This window comes from Salipiger sp. (genome assembly GCF_059781815.1).
The window spans coordinates 12,733-33,277 of the sequence record NZ_JBYNAH010000017.1 but is presented as its reverse complement, the minus strand read 5'-3'; the positions used below and the strand labels follow the sequence as shown (position 1 = coordinate 33,277).

Annotated in this window: 18 protein-coding genes; 5 read left to right on the top strand and 13 right to left on the bottom strand. The window is 67.3% G+C overall.

The window, feature by feature from the left end; all coding sequences use genetic code 11:
• The 3 genes from AC6RA4_RS03580 to AC6RA4_RS03570 form a co-directional block, all read right to left on the bottom strand.
• A partial coding sequence (locus AC6RA4_RS03580) for a thiamine pyrophosphate-binding protein (protein WP_500157462.1) occupies positions 1 to 418 on the bottom strand: 418 nt, incomplete at its 3' end.
• Between the two features lie 3 nt (positions 419 to 421).
• The gene (locus AC6RA4_RS03575) at positions 422 to 1,423 is read right to left on the bottom strand and encodes an NAD(P)H-quinone oxidoreductase (protein ID WP_500157460.1); all 1,002 of its coding nucleotides are present in this window, start codon (positions 1,421 to 1,423) and stop codon (positions 422 to 424) included.
• Entirely contained in the window at positions 1,420 to 2,475 is a 1,056-nt protein-coding gene (locus AC6RA4_RS03570; RefSeq protein ID WP_500157458.1) for a zinc-dependent alcohol dehydrogenase, read from the bottom strand. The genes AC6RA4_RS03575 and AC6RA4_RS03570 overlap by 4 nt, the downstream gene beginning before the upstream one ends.
• 151 nt (positions 2,476 to 2,626) lie before the next feature.
• Between AC6RA4_RS03570 and AC6RA4_RS03565 the strand changes: the two genes are divergently transcribed.
• Positions 2,627 to 3,307 carry a GntR family transcriptional regulator gene (locus AC6RA4_RS03565; protein ID WP_500157456.1) on the top strand — a complete coding sequence of 227 codons (681 nt, stop codon included), beginning with the start codon at positions 2,627 to 2,629 and terminating at the stop codon, positions 3,305 to 3,307.
• A gap of 555 nt (positions 3,308 to 3,862) precedes the next feature.
• Here AC6RA4_RS03565 and AC6RA4_RS03560 read toward each other — a convergent pair.
• From AC6RA4_RS03560 to AC6RA4_RS03515, 10 genes are all read right to left on the bottom strand, one after another.
• Positions 3,863 to 4,813 carry an aminotransferase class IV gene (locus AC6RA4_RS03560; protein ID WP_500157454.1) on the bottom strand — a complete coding sequence of 317 codons (951 nt, stop codon included), beginning with the start codon at positions 4,811 to 4,813 and terminating at the stop codon, positions 3,863 to 3,865.
• 2 nt (positions 4,814 to 4,815) lie between these two features.
• The gene (locus AC6RA4_RS03555; RefSeq protein ID WP_500157452.1) at positions 4,816 to 6,606 is read right to left on the bottom strand and encodes a hydantoinase B/oxoprolinase family protein; all 1,791 of its coding nucleotides are present in this window, start codon (positions 6,604 to 6,606) and stop codon (positions 4,816 to 4,818) included.
• A 15-nt stretch (positions 6,607 to 6,621) separates the two neighbouring features.
• On the bottom strand, positions 6,622 to 8,727 hold the full coding sequence (locus AC6RA4_RS03550; RefSeq protein WP_500157451.1) for a hydantoinase/oxoprolinase family protein: 2,106 nt from the start codon (positions 8,725 to 8,727) through the stop codon (positions 6,622 to 6,624).
• Positions 8,728 to 8,752: 25 nt separating this feature from the next.
• Entirely contained in the window at positions 8,753 to 9,712 is a 960-nt protein-coding gene (locus tag AC6RA4_RS03545; protein WP_500157449.1) for an ABC transporter permease, read from the bottom strand.
• Positions 9,709 to 10,719 carry an ABC transporter permease gene (locus AC6RA4_RS03540; RefSeq protein WP_500157447.1) on the bottom strand — a complete coding sequence of 337 codons (1,011 nt, stop codon included), beginning with the start codon at positions 10,717 to 10,719 and terminating at the stop codon, positions 9,709 to 9,711. Before AC6RA4_RS03540 ends, AC6RA4_RS03545 begins: the two co-directional genes overlap by 4 nt.
• Positions 10,720 to 10,723: 4 nt before the next feature.
• Entirely contained in the window at positions 10,724 to 12,205 is a 1,482-nt protein-coding gene (locus tag AC6RA4_RS03535) for a sugar ABC transporter ATP-binding protein (RefSeq protein WP_500157445.1), read from the bottom strand.
• Between the two features lie 73 nt (positions 12,206 to 12,278).
• Positions 12,279 to 13,331: a TMAO reductase system periplasmic protein TorT gene (gene torT, locus AC6RA4_RS03530; RefSeq protein WP_500157443.1), complete on the bottom strand. Its 1,053-nt coding sequence runs from the start codon at positions 13,329 to 13,331 to the stop codon at positions 12,279 to 12,281.
• A 253-nt stretch (positions 13,332 to 13,584) separates the two neighbouring features.
• Positions 13,585 to 14,292 carry a GntR family transcriptional regulator gene (locus AC6RA4_RS03525; RefSeq protein WP_500157441.1) on the bottom strand — a complete coding sequence of 236 codons (708 nt, stop codon included), beginning with the start codon at positions 14,290 to 14,292 and terminating at the stop codon, positions 13,585 to 13,587.
• A gap of 10 nt (positions 14,293 to 14,302) precedes the next feature.
• Positions 14,303 to 15,616, bottom strand: a complete 1,314-nt coding sequence (locus tag AC6RA4_RS03520; RefSeq protein ID WP_500157440.1) for an aspartate aminotransferase family protein — start codon at positions 15,614 to 15,616, stop codon at positions 14,303 to 14,305.
• Positions 15,609 to 16,712, bottom strand: a complete 1,104-nt coding sequence (locus AC6RA4_RS03515; RefSeq protein ID WP_500157438.1) for a phosphotransferase — start codon at positions 16,710 to 16,712, stop codon at positions 15,609 to 15,611. Before AC6RA4_RS03515 ends, AC6RA4_RS03520 begins: the two co-directional genes overlap by 8 nt.
• 267 nt (positions 16,713 to 16,979) lie before the next feature.
• Between AC6RA4_RS03515 and AC6RA4_RS03510 the strand changes: the two genes are divergently transcribed.
• The 4 genes from AC6RA4_RS03510 to AC6RA4_RS03495 are packed head-to-tail and all read left to right on the top strand — an operon-like array spanning position 16,980 to position 20,541.
• Positions 16,980 to 17,693: a FadR/GntR family transcriptional regulator gene (locus AC6RA4_RS03510; protein ID WP_500157436.1), complete on the top strand. Its 714-nt coding sequence runs from the start codon at positions 16,980 to 16,982 to the stop codon at positions 17,691 to 17,693.
• A gap of 33 nt (positions 17,694 to 17,726) precedes the next feature.
• Complete coding sequence (locus tag AC6RA4_RS03505; protein ID WP_500157434.1) at positions 17,727 to 18,737, top strand: TRAP transporter substrate-binding protein; 1,011 nt, start codon at positions 17,727 to 17,729, stop codon at positions 18,735 to 18,737.
• Positions 18,738 to 18,748: 11 nt separating this feature from the next.
• A complete protein-coding gene (locus AC6RA4_RS03500) occupies positions 18,749 to 19,246 on the top strand; it encodes a TRAP transporter small permease (RefSeq protein ID WP_500157432.1) in 498 nt (165 codons plus the stop codon).
• Positions 19,246 to 20,541, top strand: coding sequence for a TRAP transporter large permease (locus AC6RA4_RS03495; protein WP_500157431.1), 1,296 nt, complete (start codon positions 19,246 to 19,248; stop codon positions 20,539 to 20,541). The genes AC6RA4_RS03500 and AC6RA4_RS03495 overlap by 1 nt, the downstream gene beginning before the upstream one ends.
• Positions 20,542 to 20,545 lie beyond the last annotated feature (4 nt).

The following is a 20,545-nucleotide window of genomic DNA, read 5'->3' as shown; positions in this document are numbered from 1 at the left end:
CGACATCCGTGACCCGGCGCACCCATTTCGAGACCCCGCCGAACAGCGCGACATGGTCCATCTCCTGAAAGGCGTTCTTGTCGGTGAACTTGCGATGCACGTCCTGCACGATGGCGACGACCGGCACCGAGGCCTTGAGCGCCTCCGCCAGCCCCGGCACCAGCAGCGTCGCCGCCGGGCCGTTCTGTGCCGTCACCACCGGCACCCGGCCCGACACCCGCGCGTAGGCATCGGCCATTGCGGCACCACCGTTCTCGGTGCGGTAGCCGACCTGACGAATGCCATAGTGCGGCGCGGCGAGGATCAGCGCCGAGGGCAGCGACTGTCCGAAGATCTCGGTCACGCCGTGCCGCGCGAGGGCGGCGGCCATGACATGGGCGCCAGTGGTGTTGGCTGTGGGATGGTCCATGACGGTCATGGCTCAGGCCTCCGGTTTCATGAGAAGAACGATCTTTCCGACATGCGCGCTGCTATCCATGCGGGCATGGGCCTTGGCGACATCGGCGAGGGGAAAGGTGGAATCGACCGGCGGGCGCACCGCGCCGCTGGCCAGAAGCGGCACCACGTGCTCGGTCAGCGCGCGGGCGAGGCGGGCCTTCATCTCCACCGGCCTTGCGCGCAGCGTCGAGGCGGTGATGGTGCCGCGCTTCATCAGGAGCGGCAGCAGGTCGAGCTCGGCGGTGCTGCCCTGCTGGAAGGCGATCTGGGCGATCCGCCCGTCCGCGGCGAGCAGCTCGATATTGCGCTGCATGTAGGGCCCGCCCACCATGTCCAGGATTACGTCCGGCCCCCTGCCATCGGTGAGCCTGCGCGCCTCGGCGACGAAATCCTGCGTCCGGTAATTGATCGCGTGATCGGCGCCGAGCGCCCGCGCGGCGGCGCATTTCTCGTCGCTGCCGGCGGTCACGATGACGGTGGAGCCAAGCGCCTTGGCGAGCTGGATCGCCGTGGTGCCGATGCCCGATGTCCCGCCATGGATCAGCAACGTCTCTCCGGGCTGCAGCGCGGCGCGCTCGAAGACGTTGGACCAGACGGTGAAGAAGGTCTCGGGCACCGCCCCGGCTTCGGCCATGCTCATGCCCTCGGGCACCGGGATGGCGATCGGCGCATCGAGCAGCGCCCAGTCGGCATAGGCGCCGGAATGCACCAGCCCCATCACCCGGTCGCCGATGGCAAAGCCCTCGACCCCCTCGCCAAGCCCCGCCACCACGCCGGCGAGTTCGAGCCCGAAGACATTCGTTGCCCCCGGCGGCGGCGGGTAATTGCCCTGCCGCTGCATCACGTCGGGCCGGTTGATGCCGGCGGCGTGAACCTCGATCAGCAGCTGGCCGGGGCCGGGCACGGGGCGCGGGATCTCGGTCACCCGCAGCACTTCCGGGCCCCCTGCCCCATCCGCGATCACGGCGCGCGTCGTTTCGGTCATGTGGTCTGTCCTCCCAAGGGTTCCGGGTGCAGCAGCACCTTCATCGCCGCACCGTCCCGGGCGAGGGCGAAGGCCTCTTCGCCCCGGCTGAGCGGCAGGGTGTGGGTGATGAGATGCGCCAGCGCGTCGCCGCGCCGCTCGAGCAGCGCGATGGCCTCGGCAAAGGCCGCAGGCGTGGTGTCGTGGGCGCCGCGCAGCTGCTTTTTCTCGCGCACAAGGCGCGACAGGTCGATGTCGCAGGGCACCGCATGGATCCCCGCCGCCACGAAGATGCCTTCCGGGCGCAGCGCATGAAGCCCCTGCCCCACCGAGGCCGCGACCCCGGTAGCCTCGATGACTTGGTCGCAGCGACCGCCGAAATCGGACTGAAGCGCCGCATCGAGCGGCCTCTCGGCCAGATCCACGGTCCTTCTGACGCCCGTCTCCCGCGCAATGCGCAGCCGCGCCTCGTCTCGCAGCCCCGCCAACAGAACACTTGCTCCGCGCTCCTGAGCCACGAAGGCGCAGGCCAGCCCTATCGGTCCTGGGCCGAGCACCAGCACCCGATCCCCGGCAGCGACCTCGGCCACGTTGACCGCGTTCACCGCGATCGAGAGTGGCTCGGCCAGCGCCGCTCGCTCGAAGCCGATACCCGCAGGCAGCCGGTGCAGAACGCTCTCGGGCACCCGAACACGCTCGGCGAAACCGCCGTCCCGATGCAGCCCGACGATCTGCCGCGCCTCGCAGGCCGTCGGTCGCCCCCGCCTGCAGCCCTCGCAATGACCACAGGTCAGCGTGGGCGAACACACGACCCGGTCTCCCGGGGCGAGGCGGTTAACGCCCTCTCCCGTCGCAGTGACCGTGCCGGCGAACTCATGACCGAGGGTCAGCGGAAGGTGCCGTTCCATGAACACATAGCCGGGATCCCAGGCGACCGCGTGAAGGTCGCTGCCGCAGATCCCTGCGGCCTTCACCGCCACCTCGACCTCGCCCTTGCCAGGACGCGGGCAGCAGAAGCTGGTCGAGACGAGGCTCACACCTGTCCCGGCACGTGTCTTGCGCAACGCAAGCATCGGTTATGATCTCCTCCAGATGTCCCGTATTCTCCCGATACGGGCGGCCGGAAACTAAGTCTGGCCAATGAGTCGGTTATATTTTATTTGTTATAACAGTAAAGCCGAAAAATCTCATCGATCGTCGGACGGCGCAGGCGGAGGGCTAAATATGTCAGACTTATCAAATGATTGGGCGAAACCAATCGAACGCGAGAACCTCAGCGACCGCGCCTATACAACGATTCGAAATGCGCTCATGCGCGGCCAGCTCGCGCCTGGCGAACGGCTCCGGCTGCGTCCGCTATCGCAGCGTTTTGGGATATCGCTGACCCCCATGCGCGAGGCACTGCTGCGGCTGGTCTTTGAACGCGCCATGGCCTTCGACGAGCGTGGTACCGTCTACGTTCCGTCGCTGACCCTCGAGCAGCTGCTCGAGATCCGCAGCATCCGCATGGACCTCGAAGGCAAGACGGCGGCAGCCGCGGCCCGGCGCATATCGGCTGCGGAGGTGCAGGAACTGGAGGACATCCAGTCCGGCATCTCCGATTGCCACGCGCGCCAGTCCTTTGCCGATGCGGTTCACCTAAACACCGAGTTCCACTTGGCGCTCTGTAGAGCCGGACGCTTACCAATCACCTATGATCTGGTCGAAAACCTTTGGGTGCGGTGCGGCCCGATCCTGTCGCACCTCTATGACGCGGGCGTTCCCTCCGATTGGCAACCGCATCCGCATGAACGCATCATCGAGGCCTTGAGGAACGGCGATGCGGAGGCCGCCGAGGCGGGCATCCGCTTCGACATAGAGATGGGCGGACAGGGCCTCTTGGAGCACGTCTCTAAGAACGGATGAAAGCCCTCGCCCGTGGCCGTCGCGCAGCGCGTCCCCACGGGGACACGCGCCGATGTTCGATCCATCAACGCGCAGCTCTGTTGCTGTCCCCGCGGGGACACGCCAGGAACACTCGGTCAATTTTCGCCCTTAACCCGGCGGCGGACCCAACGGCACCGGCCTCGTTTTTTGGTTTTTGCGGATACTCTGTCCCCGCGGGGACACATCGCGACCCTCAGCGCCTGCCTTCATCTGACTGAACCGCTTGCTCGCAGAAATGGGAGTCGCGCTTCAAGTAGCGCACACACTGGGTCGTCCAAGATCAGGCCGCCGCGCAGACACGGCTGGCCGAGATCGCCCCAAACGAGCCGCTCCGGGTGCCAGGCCATTCGCTCGGCGGGCTGGGGGTCCTTGCCCTGACGGTGTTGGTCGGCGCGCGTGTCTGCTCCGCCGGAGCCGATGCCATCGGCCCGCAACGGAGCGCCCGCAGGGACCGGTCAAAGGTGACGTTGTCCCATACCGGTCGGAATAGTCCGAGCGTTCCGCACTCATCAAGCGCGCTCCGGAGCGGCCCGCTCACACGGTGACCGGGGTCGCGTGCCAGCCCTCTGCCCGCCTGCGCCAGTAGCGCGTGCGCAACTGCTCGGTCAGCGGCCCCGGAGCATCGTTGCCCAGCACCCTGTCCCCGATCCGCCGGGCGCCCCAGATGCCGCCTGCGGTGGTGGCGCAGAAGATCTCGGCGGCGGCCACGAACTCGGCCTCGGAAATGTCGCGCTGCTCGACGCGCAGGCCGATCTCCTCGCAGAGCTCGAACACCGAGCGCCGGGTGATGCCCTCGAGCGCGCCGCTCCGCGGGCTCGAGACCACCCCGCCCGTGACGCTGAACACGTTGAAGCCCGGCCCTTCCGTCACATGGCCGTCGCCGTCGAGCAGGATCGGGAAGTCGGCGCCCGCAGCCTCGGCCTCGAACAGGCCCTCGGTCAGGTCGCCCCAGTGGAAGTTCTTCACCCGCGCGTCGAAGCTCGACATCGGGATGCGGCGGGCCTCGGGGATCATCAGCGTCACGCCGCGCCGCTGCTGCTCGGGGCTGGCGACCCAGGCCCAGGGCAGCGCCTGGCACAGCAGCCAGGGCCGGGCCGAGGACGGCAGCCGGGGCGCGCCCGGCGGCGGGCTGCCGCGCAGGCAGTCCATCGCCACATAGGCCGAACGAAGCCCCGAACGCCGCACGCATTCGATCAGGATCTCGCGGATCTCGGCATCGCTCTCGCGCGGGCTCAGGCGCAGGCGGTCCATCGAGGCGCGAAACCGGGCGATGTGATCATCGAGCCGGAAGAAACAGCCATCCCAGACCCCGACCACGTCATAGGTCACGTCCGAGCGCCGGTAGCCCCAGTCGGTCGCCGGCAGGCGCACCTCGGAGACCGGCATAAAAGCACCGTCCATATAGGCGGCACCCTGTGGCCACTCCGCCCCCTCGCGCGGCGGGGCGGCGTTCAGGTCGAGATGCGCCATCGCGGCAGCCTCCATGTTCATGCCCTCAACGCGGCGGTGCCGTCCCCGTCGACCTCGTAGAGCCCGGGTTCTCCGGCCTCGCGCAGGGCGACCCGGTAGACCTCGCGCGCCAGCGAGAGGCTGAGCCAGCCGCGATTGACGCTGGCCGCCACCCGGGCCGGGTCGCGGGCCTCGGGGGCACCATAGCCGCCCCCGCCGCAGGAGGTGAACTCGCATTTCTGGCCGGCGGCAAAATTCTCTTCCGAGAACTCCGCCAGCGTAACGCGGGCCCCGTCCGGTTCGATCCGCACCGTGTCCGAGGCCCCGCCGGGCTGGCCGCCGAGCACGCCCTTGGGCGGGTTGACCTTGCCGTCGGCGGCGTAGGCCACGGTCATCGTGTGGTCGAGCGGATAGAACACCCCGTCCATCCCCGGCGCGCCCTCGTATTCGCCGAAGCCCTGGCTGTCGGTCTTGACGCCACGGCGTTCGATGAGGATCGGGTACATGCTCTCGTCGACCTCGACGGAGTCGAGCTGGATCAAGCCGGCATTGGCCGGCCCGCAATAGGTCAGCCAGCCGTCATGGCCGCTGTTGGCGCCACCGCCACCATAGCCCACGAAGACCTGGTTGATATAACTCTTGTCCTGCTTGAACGGATCGCTTCCCGAAATCACGCCAACGCCGGCGGGCAGGTGGAACGCGCTTTCGGCGTGGCCGTATGGCGCGCCCATTTCCGAGAACACCGCGTTGCCGGCAATCATCAGGCGGTCGTTGACATTGGTGGTCGCGACCGAGGTGCCGACCGGGTATTTCGGTTTTCCGATGGCCGAGCCATCGCGCATTTCGACCCGGACCCGGGACTTGGCGCCCTCGTTATGCGGCACGCTCTCGTCGAGATTGTTGAACACGCCGATCCGGCACGAGCCGGTGCAGGTGTTCTCCGACAGGTTCAGACCGCCGGGGACGCAGTCGATGTTGTCGCGCACGTCGACCACGATCTCGCCGGCCTCGGGATCGACGCGCACGGTGACGTTGATCGGGATCCCGTCATCGGCGACGCCGGGCACCGGATCATGCGCGAGGCTGTAGGTGTAGTCGCCGGCCGGCAGCTTCTGGATCGCGGCCTTGGCGGCGCGTGCGCCATAGTCGAACCAGTCCTTGATGAAATCGAGCACGGTTTCCCGGCCATAGCGTCCGCAGAGCTCGCGAATGCGGCGCTCGCCGGTGCGGCAGGCGCCGATCTGCGCCCGCACGTCCCCGAGCCAGAGATCCGGCACCCGGTTGCGCATGGCACCGATGCGCAGGATGTCGGCCTTCTCCTCGTAGTTCTCGGCGATCCTCACGCAGGGGAAGTGCATGCCCTCCTCGAAAATGGTCTTGGCGAAGGGCAGGTAGGTCGACGGTGCCGGCGCACCGGTATCGGCGTGGTGCGACAGCGCCACGACCCAGAACAGCGGCACGCCCTCGACAAAGACCGGCATCGCCATGATCAGGTCGGCGTGGTGCGTGCCGCCGGTATAGGGGCAGTTGTTGACGAAGATGTCGCCCTCGGAGATGTCGTCGAACAGATCGGTGAGCGGCCGCGTCGCCATGTCCATCGACATCACGTGGATCGGCAACGCGTCCTCGACCGTGACCAGCTCGTGGTCATAGGTCAGGATCGCGCAGGAGAAATCGCGGGCGTTCTTGATCACCGCCGAGCGCGAGGCGCGCATGACGACAAGGGTCATCTCGCGCACGATCGCCTCGAAGCGGCTCTTCAGCACCGAGATCATGAAGGGGTCGATGCGGCGGTCGCCCTCGGGGGCAGAGGTCAGAGGCATGTTCATGGCAACTCTCCTGGGTCAGGCCGGGATCTGGGCGGTGGTGACGGCGACGGCGCCGGCACGGGCGGCGTCGACGGTGACGCAGAGATTGCCCTGCGCATCGAGAACGCCGTCATGCCCGGCCTTGAGATAGGCGGTGAAGGTCGGGGCCTCGACAAGACAGGGACCGGGCAGCGCCGCCCCCGCGCCGAGATCGGACAGGTCGTAGACCGGCAGCTGCTCGATCTGCCTTGTCCGCTCGGAATAGACCCCGCGACGGCCCTTTGCCCGGGTCTCGCCCTGCTGCGCCGGCAGCGAAAAGCGCGACCACATGTCCTGCCCGGGACGATGCCCGATGGCGCGCAGCTTCCACGAGGTGAACTCCACCGGGTCGCCGTCGGTGCGGATCGAATAGATCCGCTCGTGCATCCTGTGGAAGGCCTCGACCATCTCGGACAGGTGATCGGGTGTCAGCGGGCCGTCGATGGTGAGCGGCACCTCGATTTCGAAGCTCTGGTATTCGTAGCGTCCCATGAAGGCGATCTCGTAGGTGCGCGCGCTCTCGAGCACTCCGGCGCCCTCGAGAAACGCCTCGCCCTGTGCTCTCAGAGCCTCGAGCGTCGCGTTCACCGCGTCGAAGTCAAAGGACGCATCCGAGGTCAGCGCCACCGCGGCCTCCTCGCGGCGGATGTCCGAGATCAGCCCGCCGAAGGCCGAGAGTCCCGCCATGAAGCGCGGGATCATGTAGCGGGTGAGTCCGAGGATATCGACCATCTCGGCGATATGGATCGCCGTCGCGCCGCCGCCGCAGACGAAATAGCTGTCGCGGGGGTTGATGCCCTCGCGCACGGTGATCTCCTCGATGGCTGCGACCATGTTGTGGTTCGAGGTGGTGTAGATCGAATAGGCCCCCTCCTGCAGCGACACGCCGAGCGCGGTGGCGATCTTTCCGACGGCGCGCTCGGCCGCGGCGCGGTCGAGCTGCATCTTGCCGCCAAGGAAATAGTCGGGATCGACGATGCCGAGGATGACGTTGGCGTCGGTCACCGTGGGCTCGGTGCCACCGTGGCCATAGCACGCCGGGCCCGGGCGCGCGCCGGCCGAGTGCGGCCCCACATGCAACAGGCCGCCGGCATCCACCGAGGCTATGGAGCCGCCTCCTGCCCCGACCGAGCGCACGTCGACCTTGGGAATGCCGAGATTGTCGTCGTGGATCATGCTGTCCGGTGTGACGATGATCTGGTGATCGCGCAGCGCCGAGACGTCGAAGGTGGTGCCGCCCATGTCGCCCACGATGATGTCGGGGGCGTCGGAGAGTGCCAGCGCCGCCATCGGGGCGAGCGTCGGGCCGGACATCACCGAGTAGATCGGTTTGCGCAGCATCTCGGGCAGCGGCATCATCCCGCCGACGCAATTGGCCAGCAGCAGCTCGCCGCCATAGCCCTGGGCGTCCAGCGCGGTCTTCAGATCCTCGATATAGCGCCGCACGATCGGGCTGATCGAGGCGTCGATGGCGGCGGCGATGACGCGCTTGTACTCGCGCGGCATGGGGTTGATCTCGTGGCTGAGGGTGACCGGCACGCCGGGCATCTCCTCGGCGAGGATCTCGCGCACCCGCAGCTCGTGGACCGGGTTGACCACCGACCACAGGAGGCCAACCGCGACCGCTTCGACCTTGCTCTCGGCCAGCTTTGCAGCGGCGGCGCGCACCGCGCCCTCGTCGAGCGCCGTCATCTCGCGGCCGCGCGCGTCGATGCGCCCGGGAACCGTGTGGGTCAGGTGGATCGGCACATAGGGCTCGGGGTAATCGATCTTCCACTGGAAGGCGCCCTTGCGCGGGCCCTCGCGCAGCACGAGGATGTCGCGGTGCCCCTCGTTCAGGATCAGGCCGACCTTGACGGTCTTGCGCTCGACCAGCGCGTTGGTCGAAACCGTAGAGCCGTGCACGATCATCTCGATCTCGGAGAAAAACTGCTCGGGGCTGCGCCCCAGCCCCTCGGCGGCGACATGCAGCACGTTGATGAAGCCCTTCTCGAATTCGCCCGGCGTGGTCGGCGACTTGAAGATCGAGATGCCGCCCTCGGGATCGGAGACGAGGCAGTCGGTAAAGGTGCCGCCGATGTCGATGCAGACCTGGTAGCTCATGGGATATGCCTTTCTTGAAGGGCGGTCAGCGGCGCGCGCCGTCCCGACCGAGGATGAGGCTGAGCACGATGATCGCGCCCAGGAAAACCTGCTGGATGTAGCCGTCGACCTGCACGAGGTTCATGCCGTTCGACAGCACGGTGATGAACAGCGCCCCGAACAGCGCCGAGCTGACGCCGCCTTCGCCGCCGGTGAGCTTGGCGCCTCCGACGACCGCTGCCGCGATGGATTCGAGCGTCAGGTTGCCGCCGAGATTGGGCTCTCCCGAGCCGGTTCGCGCGGTCAGCAGCAGCGCGCCGATGCCAGCGAGAAGTCCGCAGATCGCATAGGCCGCGATCAGCACCGCGGCGGGGCGGATGCCGGCCGCGGTGGCGGCGCGGGCGCTGGCGCCGACGAGGTAGAGCCTCCGGCCCAGCGTGGTGAAGCGCAGCATCAGGCCGATCAGCACCAGCACCAGGACCGCTCCCCAGACCGCCGCCCGGATGCCCAGGAAACTGCCCTGCGCGAAGATGGCGTTGAACGCGGGCGGCAGCGGGGCGACCGGGAAGCCGCCGCTCAGGGTCGAGGCCAGCGCCATGACCACGTAGGAGGTGCCGAGCGTGGCGACGAAGGCGTTGATCCCGATGGCGCCGATCAGCAGCCCGTTGAACAGCCCCACCGCCAGCGCGATGCCGCAGCCTGCCGCGAGCCCCGCGACGACGCCGGCCGAAGTCATCGCCATGCCGGCCCCGACGCTCACCAGCGAGACCGTGACGCCGAGCGACAGGTCGAAGCCGCGGGTCAGCAGCACGACGCATTGCGCGGCGGCAAAGATTGCGAGAAAACTCGTCTGGAGCGCGATGTTGCGCAGGTTGGCGCCGGAAATCACCCGAGGCTCGATCAGCGCGAAGACGAGCAGCAGTGCAACGATGCCGAGAGGCAGGCTGAAAGGTTTGAGCCGGTCGGCCAGCGCCGGGCCGGTACGGCGTGTCATCACGTCGGTCATTCTGTCTTCTCCCGCAGCACGAGCCGTTCGAGGGCCAGCGCCCCGAGCAGGACGAGGCCCAGCACCAGCGTCTGGAACTTGCTGTCGATGCGCATCAGGTTCATCGCGTTGGCCATCACCGTCAGGAACAGCGCCGCCAGCGCCACCAGCTCGGCCCGCGCCACGCCGCCGCGCAGCGACACGCCTCCGATCACCGCAGCGGCGATGGTCTGCATCGCGAGCGTCTCGGCGATGGTGCCCTGCCCGGATCCAAGCCGGGCGGTCATCAGGAACCCGGTGACCCCCGCAAGCGCTCCGGCCAGCGCATAGGTCGCGATCAGCACCCTCGCCCGCGGCACCCCCGAAAGCACCGCGGCGCGCGCGTCGGAGCCCACCGCGTAGATGTGCCGCCCGAAGAGGGTGCCGCGCTGCATCACGATGCCAAGGGCGACCAGCGCCAGCGCGATCAGCGCGACATAGGGCACCGGCCCGATCCGGCCGCGGCCGATCAGGTCGATGAAGCCCTCCGAGACGCCGTAGATCGGGATGCCCTGGGTCTGGAACAGCACCACGCCGACGATCGCCGAGGCGGTGGCCAACGTCACCATGAAGGCCGAGATGTCGAAGCGCGCCACCAGCCAGCCGTTGAAGGCTCCGATCGCGAGCCCCAGCGCCAACGCCGCCGCCAGCGCGGCAAGCACCGGCGCGACCCCCGCCTCGGGCAGGTCGGCCCCCATGCTGCGCATCACCAGCGCCGAGACCACGGAGCCGCTCGCCACCACCGCGCCGAGGCTCAGGTCGAAGCCGCCGGTGGTCATCACCAGCATTTGCGCGAGCGCCGGGATCGCGAGGAAGGCGAAGTTGCGCCCCATGTTCATCAGGTTCAGCTTGTTGAGGAAACGCGGCTCCACCGCCGCGGATACCGCGACGATCAGCACCAGCAGAACCAGCACCACGCCGCCATTGACGAGAAACCCCTCGAGCCGGGACGGGCCGGCAGGGGCGGGATTGTCGGTGGTCACGCTCATGCGCTCACTCCCCGAAATAATGCGACAGGATGGCGGTTTCCGAGGCCTCGGCCCGGGCGATCTCCTGCACCACGGCACCGCCGGCCATGACGTAGATGCGGTCTGACAGATGCAGCAGCTCGGGAAGCTCTGAGGTCGAGACGATGACGCAGGCGCCACCCTCGGCCAGTTGCTTGATGAAGCGGTAGACATCGGTCTTGGCGCCGACATCGATGCCGACGGTGGGCTCGTCGAAGAGGTAGACGTCGAAATCGTCGACCAGCCCGCGCGCCAGCATCACCTTTTGCTGGTTGCCGCCCGAGAAGGCCCCGGCCCGGCGTTCGGGCATCATCGGGCGCAGCCCGAGCTTGTCGAGCGGCCCCGCAACCACCTCGGGCTCGGCGCCCGCGCGCAGCAGGCCGCCCCGGCTCAGCTTGCCGAGCCGCAAGCCGGCCATCGACACGTTTTCGCGCGCCGGGCGGTTCAGCGCCAGACCCTCCGCGGCCCGGTCGCCGGGGAAATAGCAGATCCCGGCCGCGAACATCCGGTCCGGGCGCGGCTTCGCCACCGGGGTATCGCCCAGCACGATCTCCCCGGAGGAGATGTCTTCCAGCCCAAAGATCGCCCGGCACAGCTCGGAGCGGCCGCAGCCGACCAGCCCGGCGAGGCCGATGACCTCGCCCTTGCGCGCCTCGATCGAGGCGGCGCGGACGCTGCCCGTCGCCGTACTCAGATTGCTGACGCGCAGCGCCGGCGCGCCGGGGCGGTTGTGGATCTCGGGAAACAGCTCGTCGACCGGGCGGCCGACCATCATCTCGATCAGCTCGGCATCGGTCACATCGGCGGTGCGCATGGCGGAAATCAACCGCCCGCCGCGCAGCACCGTGACACGGTCCGAGAGCCGCCGGATCTCGGCCATGCGGTGCGACACGTAGAGGATCCCGACGCCCTGCGCCTTGAGCCGCGCCACCGCCTCGAAGAGCTTTTCGGCCTCGCCATCGGTGAGCGAGGCGGTCGGCTCGTCGAGGATGAGGATCTTGGGCGACAGCCGCAGCGCCTTGGCGATCTCGACCATCTGCTTCTGGGCGCGCGACAGGCGCGACACCTTTTCGTCGAGCGGCAGGGAAAACCCGATCCGGCCCAGCAGCACCTCGGCCTCGCGGCGCATCTCGCCGCGGCGCAGGAACGGTCCGCGCGTCGCCTCGCGTCCGAGGAAGAGATTGTCGAGCACGCTGAGCGCGGGCGCGAGGGAGAATTCCTGGAACACCGGCGCGACGCCGACCTCGCGCACCCGCAGCGGCGAGAGATCCAGCAGCGACCGCCCGTCGAGCTGCACATTGCCCTCGGAAGGTGGGAAGGTGCCGCAGATCGCGTTGATCAGCGTCGATTTTCCGGCGCCGTTTTCGCCCAGAAGCGCGTGCACCTCGCCTGGCAGAAGGGTGAAGTCCACCGCCTCCAGCGCCGTGAAGCTGCCGAAGCGCTTGGTCAGTCCCGATACGTTGAGCATGAAAGTCCTGTTCACCCCGATCGCGGGGCTCTGGGGATCAGGCGCCCGCCCCGTCGGGGCGGGCGCGGCGGCGTCACTCGACCGAGAACACCGGCTGCGTGCCCTCGGGGGCAAAGATCTGCGTGGTGTCGTACTCGGCGATGTTGTCGGCGGTCACGAGGCCCGGAGCCACCAGCAGCACCTGCTCGTAGGGCTCACCCTCGAGCGCGCGGATCGCCAGATCGACCGAGATCTCGCCGATCATCACCGGGTATTCGGTGGCCACCAGCTGTACCTTGCCGTCCTTGATCATGCTCAGCATGGTCTGGTTCTCGTAGCTGGCAAAGATCGACACGTCGCCCTCCATGCCGGCATCGGCAAGCGCGCCAACCGCGGCCTCGGCAGCGGGCGCGCCGCCCCAGAGCATGGTCACGTCGGGGTTGCTCATCAGCGCATCCTCGACGAGACGCAGCTGCGCCGGCACGCTGGCCTCGCCGAAATACTCGCCCGCGACGCTGATGCCGGCCTCGGCGGCGCCGTCGACGAAGCCCTGCAGGTAGGTCTCGGCCCAGCCGCTGCCCTGCGGCCCGGGGAAGGCGATGGCGCTTGCCCCCTCGCCCAGCGTCTCGCCGGCATAGAGCGCGCCCTGGTAGCCCTTCTGGTAATAGTCCGGCGTGATGCGCGCGGTGATCGGGGTCTCGAGCACCGGGTTGGCGAGGGCGATATTGACGATGCCCTTGTCCATGCCCTCGGTGATCTTGGCCGCCATGCCGGCCTCGGAAATGGCCCCGATCAGGATCGCATCCGCACCCGAAGCCATGCAGTCATCATACTGCGCCACCTGGCGCGGCAGGTTGGCATAGCCGCCCGCCTGGTAGACCGTCATCTTGACGCCTTGGCGCTTGGCTGCGTCCACCAGGCCGTGGTCGATCGCGACCCAGTAGCTGTCCTGCATGTGCGGAACGACGACGCAGAGGTTCCACGGTTTCGAGGCCTTTTCGAGCGGCTGGTAGGCGATGGTCTCGACGGTCTCGAGATCGCCGTTCTTGGCGGCGTTGATCTCGAACGGCCACCAGTCCTGCGCTTGCGCGGCGGTGCCGCCAACGACAAGAGCCAGCGCTGCGGAGGTCAGCTTCAGGGCAGTCATGTCAGTGTCTTCCTCTGTTGGAACGCCGGTACGCCGGCTGCATGTCTTGTTGCGGCGGCTCGGGAGGAGATGCGCCGGTGATTCATATCGTGTAATTTATAAATTATGAGGTCAAGCGACCGGAGCGGGAAAGCTCACGAAAACCGTGGCCGCGCCCAACACTTGGGCAACCTATCGGATATGCTGTGAGGGACCGCGGCAGAAGGCGCCCCGGCGGGGCGCGCAGGGCAGCCGCAGCACGCCCGGGCCGGGCTCAGCGCTGCGCGTCTTGCCTGTCGAAATAAGCGAGGAAGCTCGCGGTGCCGTTGACGATGTCGCTCTGGATCTGCAGCTCGGCCGCGGCGCCGTCGCCGGCGGCCAGCGCGGCAAGGATCGAGTCATGGACCTCGGCACCGAAATAGCGCCGGCTGCCCGGCTCGTAAAACACCGCCAGCATCGGGCCCATGGCGACCCAGAGCTGCTCGATATGGCTGATCAGCAGCGGCATCCCCGACAGCTGATAGACCCCCGCATGAAACTGACGGTTCAGGCGCGCGGCCTGCTCGGCCTGCTCCGGCGCCTCCGAGGCGGCATAGGCGCGCTGGATCTCGCGCAACGGCTCAAGATCCTCGGGGGTGCAGCGCGTGGCCGCGATCCGGGCCGCCAGCCCCTCGAGTTCGATCCGCATGGCACGAACCTCGAGATAGCGGCCGCGATCCATCTCGGGCACGAAGAGGAAACGGCCCGAGCGCAGCTCGAGCCCGCCCTCGCTGGCGAGACGCATCGCCGCTTCGCGCGCCGGCGTGATCGAGGTGCCGAAATGATCCGCCAGATCCTGCAGGATCAGCCGCTGTCCGGGCGAGAACTCGCCCTCGATCAGCCCCCGCCGCATCGCCTCGTAGGCCCGCGCCGAGAGGCTCCCCGACGCGATGGGCTTCAGGTTGCCGGTGCGCGACATGCTCGGCTTGGCAGGATCTGGCATGGATCTCCTCTCACGCCCGCTGCGGAGCGCCCCTCTCGGATCGAGCGCCGAGAATGTGACAAAGCCCGTCCTGCGACAAGCCCCCATCCAGCGCATCCAGCAATTCCGCAAGGTCGCTTTCGCCGAAGGGCAGCGGCGGGCGGATCTTCAGCGCCTGCCCGTGCGAGCCGCAGCTTCCCAGAAGCACGCCGCGGCAGCGCATCTCGTTCAGCAACCAGGAGATGCCCTGCCCTGCCCGCTCGGGCGCGCCGCGCAATTCCAACGCCGCGTAAAGCCCGGTGCCGCGCACCTCGGCGACGACCTCGGGATGGCGCTCCGCGAGCGTGGCAAGCCCCTCCTGCAGGGCGCGGCCCACGCGGGCGGCGTTCTCCTGCAGGCCCTCGTCGCGGATCACGTCGAGCACCGCAAGCCCCACCGCAGCCGACACCGGGTTGCCACCGAAGGTGTTGAAATAACGGATTTTCGCCCCAAACTCCGCCAGCAGCTCGGGCCGGATCACCATCGCCGCGAGCGGGTGCCCCGCCCCCAACGGCTTGCCCAGTGTGACGATGTCCGGCGTCACCCCGTGGCGCTCATAGGCCCACATGTGCGAGCCGACCCGCGCAAGCCCTGCCTGCACCTCGTCGGCGATGAACAGGCCACCGGCCTCGCGGATCGCATCCACCGCACCGGCAATGCAGCCGGGCGGATCGAGATAGACGCCGTCGCTGGCAAAGACCGTATCGAACAGCAGCGCTGCCGGGCGCAGCCCCGCCGCCTGCAAAGAGGCGATGGCCGCCCGCACCTCGGCGGTGAAGCCGGCGCCGCCATCCGCCGCCGAGGGCGGCGAGACGGTGCGCACATGCGCGCCGAGCGGGTTCGCCGCGCCAAGCGACGGCGACAGCTCTGCCAGATCTGCGGTCACCCCGTGATAGGCGTTCGACGTCACGATGATGCCGGTCCCACCGGTGATCGCGCGCACCACGCGCAGCGCCAGGTCGTTGGCCTCGCTGCCGGTGCAGGTGAACATCACCTGCGAGAGCGCCGGATCGAACAGCGCCGTCAGCCGCTCGCCATATTCGACGATCCCGGGATGTATATAGCGCGTATGGGTGTTGAGCTGCGCCGCCTGCGCGGCCAGCGCCTCGACCACGCGCGGGTGGCAATGCCCGACCGAGGGCACGTTGTTGTAGGCATCGAGATAGGCCCTTCCCTCGGCGTCGAAGAGCCGGACCCCCTCGCCGCGCACCGGGTGCAGCGGAGCGTCATAGAAATGCCGGTAGGCCGGCCCGAGCGTGCGGCTCCGGCGCGCCATCAGCGTGGTGTCGGAAGCGTCGTCAGTCATGGCAAAGCGTGTCCAGATGGGATCTGTTGAAGGCGAAGGGCGTGTGGCCGGCAGCGCCCTCGGGCGGCAGAAGCCGCTCGGCCAGCGCCCGCCCGGCATCGAAATGGCGCAGCAGGTAGGCGCGGTTCGCGGGGAACAGGGCGCTGCGCCAGAGCGGAATGATCATGCGCAGAAGCATCCGCGCGAGCATTGCATCGGGCAGCGCCGCGAGCTCGTCATCACCAAGCGCGATGATCTCTTCGTAGCCGGCCACGAGATTGGCGAGCTGCGGCGCGAGCGGCCGGTCCGGCAGGGTGAAATAGCTGGCGGCGATGGCAATGTCATTGATCCGCGGCGCAATCACCATGTCGCCGAAATCGAAGATCCCGCTCAGTGTCAGGGGGTTGTCGTCCGATACCAGCATGTTGCTCTGGCTCAGGTCGTTGTGGATCAGCTGCGAGGGCAGCGCACTGAGCGCCGGCATCCGCTGCTCGAGATGGCCCATGCCGCCGAGGATACGGGACCGCAGGGCGACATCCTCGACCATCTCTGCCGCTTCCCGCAGGCGCGGAGCGTTCATCTGGTCCCACAGCAGCACCCGGTTTGCCGCCGGACAGTCGAGCCCGCGAAGCGCGCGATGTAGCTCGGCGATGCCGCGCCCGATCATGCGCTGCTGCGCGGCACTGCCGTCGGGCTGCGGCGGGCGGCCCGGCATCAGATCGATCAACACCGCGTAGAAGCGGGCCTTTTCCCGGTCCGCGATGACACACTCGAGCGCGCCGTCGCGGGTCGGGTAGAGGTTCGGGGTGAGCCGGATGCCCCGGCCCTGCAGATGCGTCATCACCTGATGCTGGAATGCCCGGATCTGGGCCTCGTCATCGGGGCTGAAGATCTTCAGAACCAGGCGGCGACCGTCGGCAAGCTCGACGCGCGTGTTGCAGTCCCGCTCGCCGCCGAGATCGGTCAGCGTACCGGAGAGCCCCCAGCCGTCGCGCAAGACCTGTGCGAGCCGGTCGAACCCGAAAGCCGGGCGCGGCGCGAGAAATCCGCCGGCGGCGTCAGCCAGCAGGGGATCCTTGAAGTCGGGCCAGTAGGCGTGGAGAGCGCTGGATGTCATGATCCTCACCAGTTCCGTCGTGATGCTCTTATATTTTATAAATTATAGTCCGGCAAGCGCGTTCACGCCGCACCCAGCGTGCGCGCACGGACGTGCCAGCCGCAGCTTCGGGAAGCCCACATCATGGAGCCCGTTCCGTGGGCTCTCCCCTCGCCCGAACCGCCCGCGACCGTGGCCTGCGAGACCGGCGGAAAACTGCGTTCTTGACCTGAGCCACGGATAAACTCAATATTGGTCTGACAACTGATCACCTTATGATTCGAGACAATGCCAAACGCGACCCCCGACAAACTCACCGACGGACTGAAGCCGATTGCGCGAAAGCGGGTCTCCGAAGAAGTCGCGCGCCAGATTCAGGAGGTCATCGCGTCGCGAAACCTCAAGGAAGGCGATCGCCTGCCGACAGAACGGGAGATCTCGGAGACGCTTGGGGTCGGGCGCAGCGCCGTCCGCGAGGGACTGGGCTATCTCGCGGCGCTCGACATCATCGTGGTCCGCCAGGGCGCGGGGAGCTTCGTGAAGGAGCCCCAGAAGCTCGCGCTTCTCGATCGCGAAAACCTCGGCTCCGAGGAGCGGCGCATCCGGCTGCGTCAAGCCACCGAAGCGCGCTGCGCGCTCGACTGCACCATCGTGGAAGCGGCGACCCGGCTGGCAGATCCCGACCTGATCCCAGCGCTGAAAGCCTGTCTCGAGGCCGCGGACTCTGAGCCCGAGCGCAGCAAGCGCGCCCACGCCATCGATCTCAGCTTCGAGCAGTGCATCGGCGATCACTGCGGCAACCCCTACATGACTGCGCTCCAGCGCGAAGCGCATCGCTATTTCCGCTCGGCATGGGAAGGCGTCGGGCTCATGCCGCGCCCGGCCGCCGAACGCAGCGATCAGCACTGGCACATCTTCGAGGCCATCAAGACCGGCGATGCTGAGGAGGCACGCCGCCGCATGGAAGAGCATTTCCGGCTTCAGGCGCTTGCCCGGAGCTGAAGCTCGCACCACACCCACCAGGAGGAGACAAACGTGATTAAGTCCATTCTCAAACTGCGCCCGGTTCTTGGCGCGACGGCGCTGGCCGGCGGGGTCTGCATGACCGTCGCATCCGGCGGCGCCATGGCCCAGACCATGACGCTGGCGACCATCCTCAACCAGAACGACGTCAGCGTTCAGGCGATGGAAGAGTGGAACCGGCTGCTTTCGGAAAAAACCGACGGCGAGATGTCGATTAACATCCTGTCCGGCGGCACCCTGGGCGGCACCCGCGAACTGATCCAGCAGCTCTCTTCCAGCGAGATCGACCTGAACCTCAGTTCGCCGGTTGTTCTGCAATTTGCCGCACCCGAATACCAGTGCCTCGAGGCCGAGTACATCTACGAAAGCGAAGACCAGGGCTTTGCGGTCTGGCGTGGCCCCATCGGGCAGCAGGCCTCGGATGCGATGAAGGCGAGCTACGGCATCGAGATCGCCGGCGTCGGTCGCAGGGGCAGCCGCAACGTCACAGCGAATGTTGCGGTGCAAGAGCCCGGCGACATGGCGGGCCTGAAGATGCGGGTTACCAACGATCTAAGGGCAAAGGTCTTCGCAAGCTATGGCGCCCTGCCCGCGCCGATGTCGCTTTCGGAGGTCTACGGCGCCCTTCGGCAGGGGGTCTTCGATGCGCAGGAGAACCCGCTCTCGACGATATTCTCGAACCGGTTCCACGAGGTGCAGGACTATATCAGCCTGACCCAGCACGTCTGGACCTACAACATCGTCTACGCCAACAGCACGTTCTATGACGGGCTTGACGCAGACAGGAAGGCGGCTTTCGACGAGACCTTGGCCCAGGCGATGGACTGGCTCTACGACGCCGTCGCGCAGGAGAACGAGGAAATCCGCGCCAAGATCGAAGCCGCTGGCACCACCCAGTTCGTCGAGCCCGACACCGCGGCGTTCCGCAAAGCCGCCCGCCCGATCCTCGAGGAATACGCACAGGCCAACTGCCGCGAAGGCCTTCTGGCCGACGTTGACGCAACCGCAGCCACGTCGAACTGAGCGCATCTATCGTGAACGCGTTCGTCCGATTTTCGGAACGCGCCTGGCTGAGCATCTCGGTCGCCATGCTAATCGTCATGGTGATCACGGTGCTCTGCCAGGTCCTGTTCCGCTACCTGCTCGCCTTTCCGCTGGCCTGGACCGAAGAGCTGTCGCGGCTTGCGCTGGTCCTCGCCGTGTACTCCGCGCTTCCCGCAGCCTATACCCGCGGAGAGCACATCGCGGTGGATTTCTTTGTCCGGCTGATCCCGGGCAAGGCAGTGCTCGCATATGTCATCGTCCTGAAAGCGATCACCTTTCTGGTGCTCGGCTATTTTTCCTGGGGCGCGTTCCTGCAGATGCAGGCGACCTGGAAGATGACCTTCATCTCGTTGCCCCCGATCCTTCCGATCGGCGCCATGTATCTCGTCGAGGGCGTGGCGTTGGCCTATTTCGCGCTTCTGGTCCTCATCACCTGGCGCGATCCCGAGGTCTATCATCCGACCCAGCATGAAGGGATCGACGCCTGATGCCGATACTTCTCACCCTCATGGTCGTCATGCTGATCCTCGCGGGACTGATGATTGCCGTCTCGGCCGGCCTTGCCTCGATCATCGGCGGCTGGATCATCTTCGGCGACCCAACCGGAGTGGTCGTGCCGAAAATGGTTGCTCGCTTCGCCATCGACCGCATAGACAACTTTCTGCTTCTGGCGATCCCGTTCTTCATCCTTGCCGGACGGCTGATGAACAGCGGCGGTGTCACCGTGCGCCTGTTCGACTTTGTCGCGGCAATCTCCCAGCCGCTGCGCGGCGGGCTCGGCCATGCCAACGTCCTTGCAAGCTTCATCTTCGCCGGCATGTCGGGATCCGCCACGGCCGATGTCGTGGGGCTCGGCGCGGTCGAGATGAAAGCGATGCGGTCTAACGGTTACCCAGAGGACTTCTCCGCCGGCGTCACCGCCGCCTCGTCGCTGCTCGGCCCCTGCCTGCCGCCGTCCATCGTGCTGATCGCCTATGCGGTTCAGGCCGAACAATCGGTAGCAACGCTGTTCCTTGCGGCCATCGTTCCCGGCATCCTGCTTGCCCTGTGCTTCATGGCCTGGGTGCTGGTGCAGGCGCGGCAGCGCAATCTGCCGACCGGCTCGATTCCACCGGCGCGCGAGCTCGGGTCCAAGGCGCTGCGCGCGTTCCTCCCGATCCTGACCCCGGGCATCATTCTCGCCGGCATATACGGCGGCATCTTCACCCCGACCGAGGCCGCCGCTGTCGCCGTCGTTTACGCGCTCTTTCTGACCATGATCGTGTACCGCGAAATCTCGTGGCGGCAGCTGCTCGAGGAGCTGAAGGGCACCGTACTCGACACCGCGACGCTGATGTTCATCATCGCCATGACCTCCGCTTTCGGCGTGATCATGTTGCGCCTTGGCTTGCCTCAGGCATTGGCAACACTTGTCACCTCGGTGTCCGAGAACGCAACGGTGGTGATGTTCCTGTTCCTGCTGATCTGGGGGGTCGTCGGCTGCTTCATGGCGCAGACCCCGGCGATTATAATTCTCACCCCCATTCTGCTGCCGATCGCCGACCGGCTTGGAATGGACCTCGTACATTTCGGCATCGTGATGGCCATGAGCCTGACCCTTGGCCTGATGACCCCGCCCGTCGGCATGGTGCTCTACGCGCTGCAGAAGGTCGCCAATGTCCGGATCGGCGTGCTCTTCCGGGTGGCAATTCCCTACGTGCTGATCATGACCGCCTTCCTCTGCGTCCTGATCCTCGTGCCCGGGATCGTCACCGCGCTTCCGCATGCTCTCGGCTACAGATAGGAGA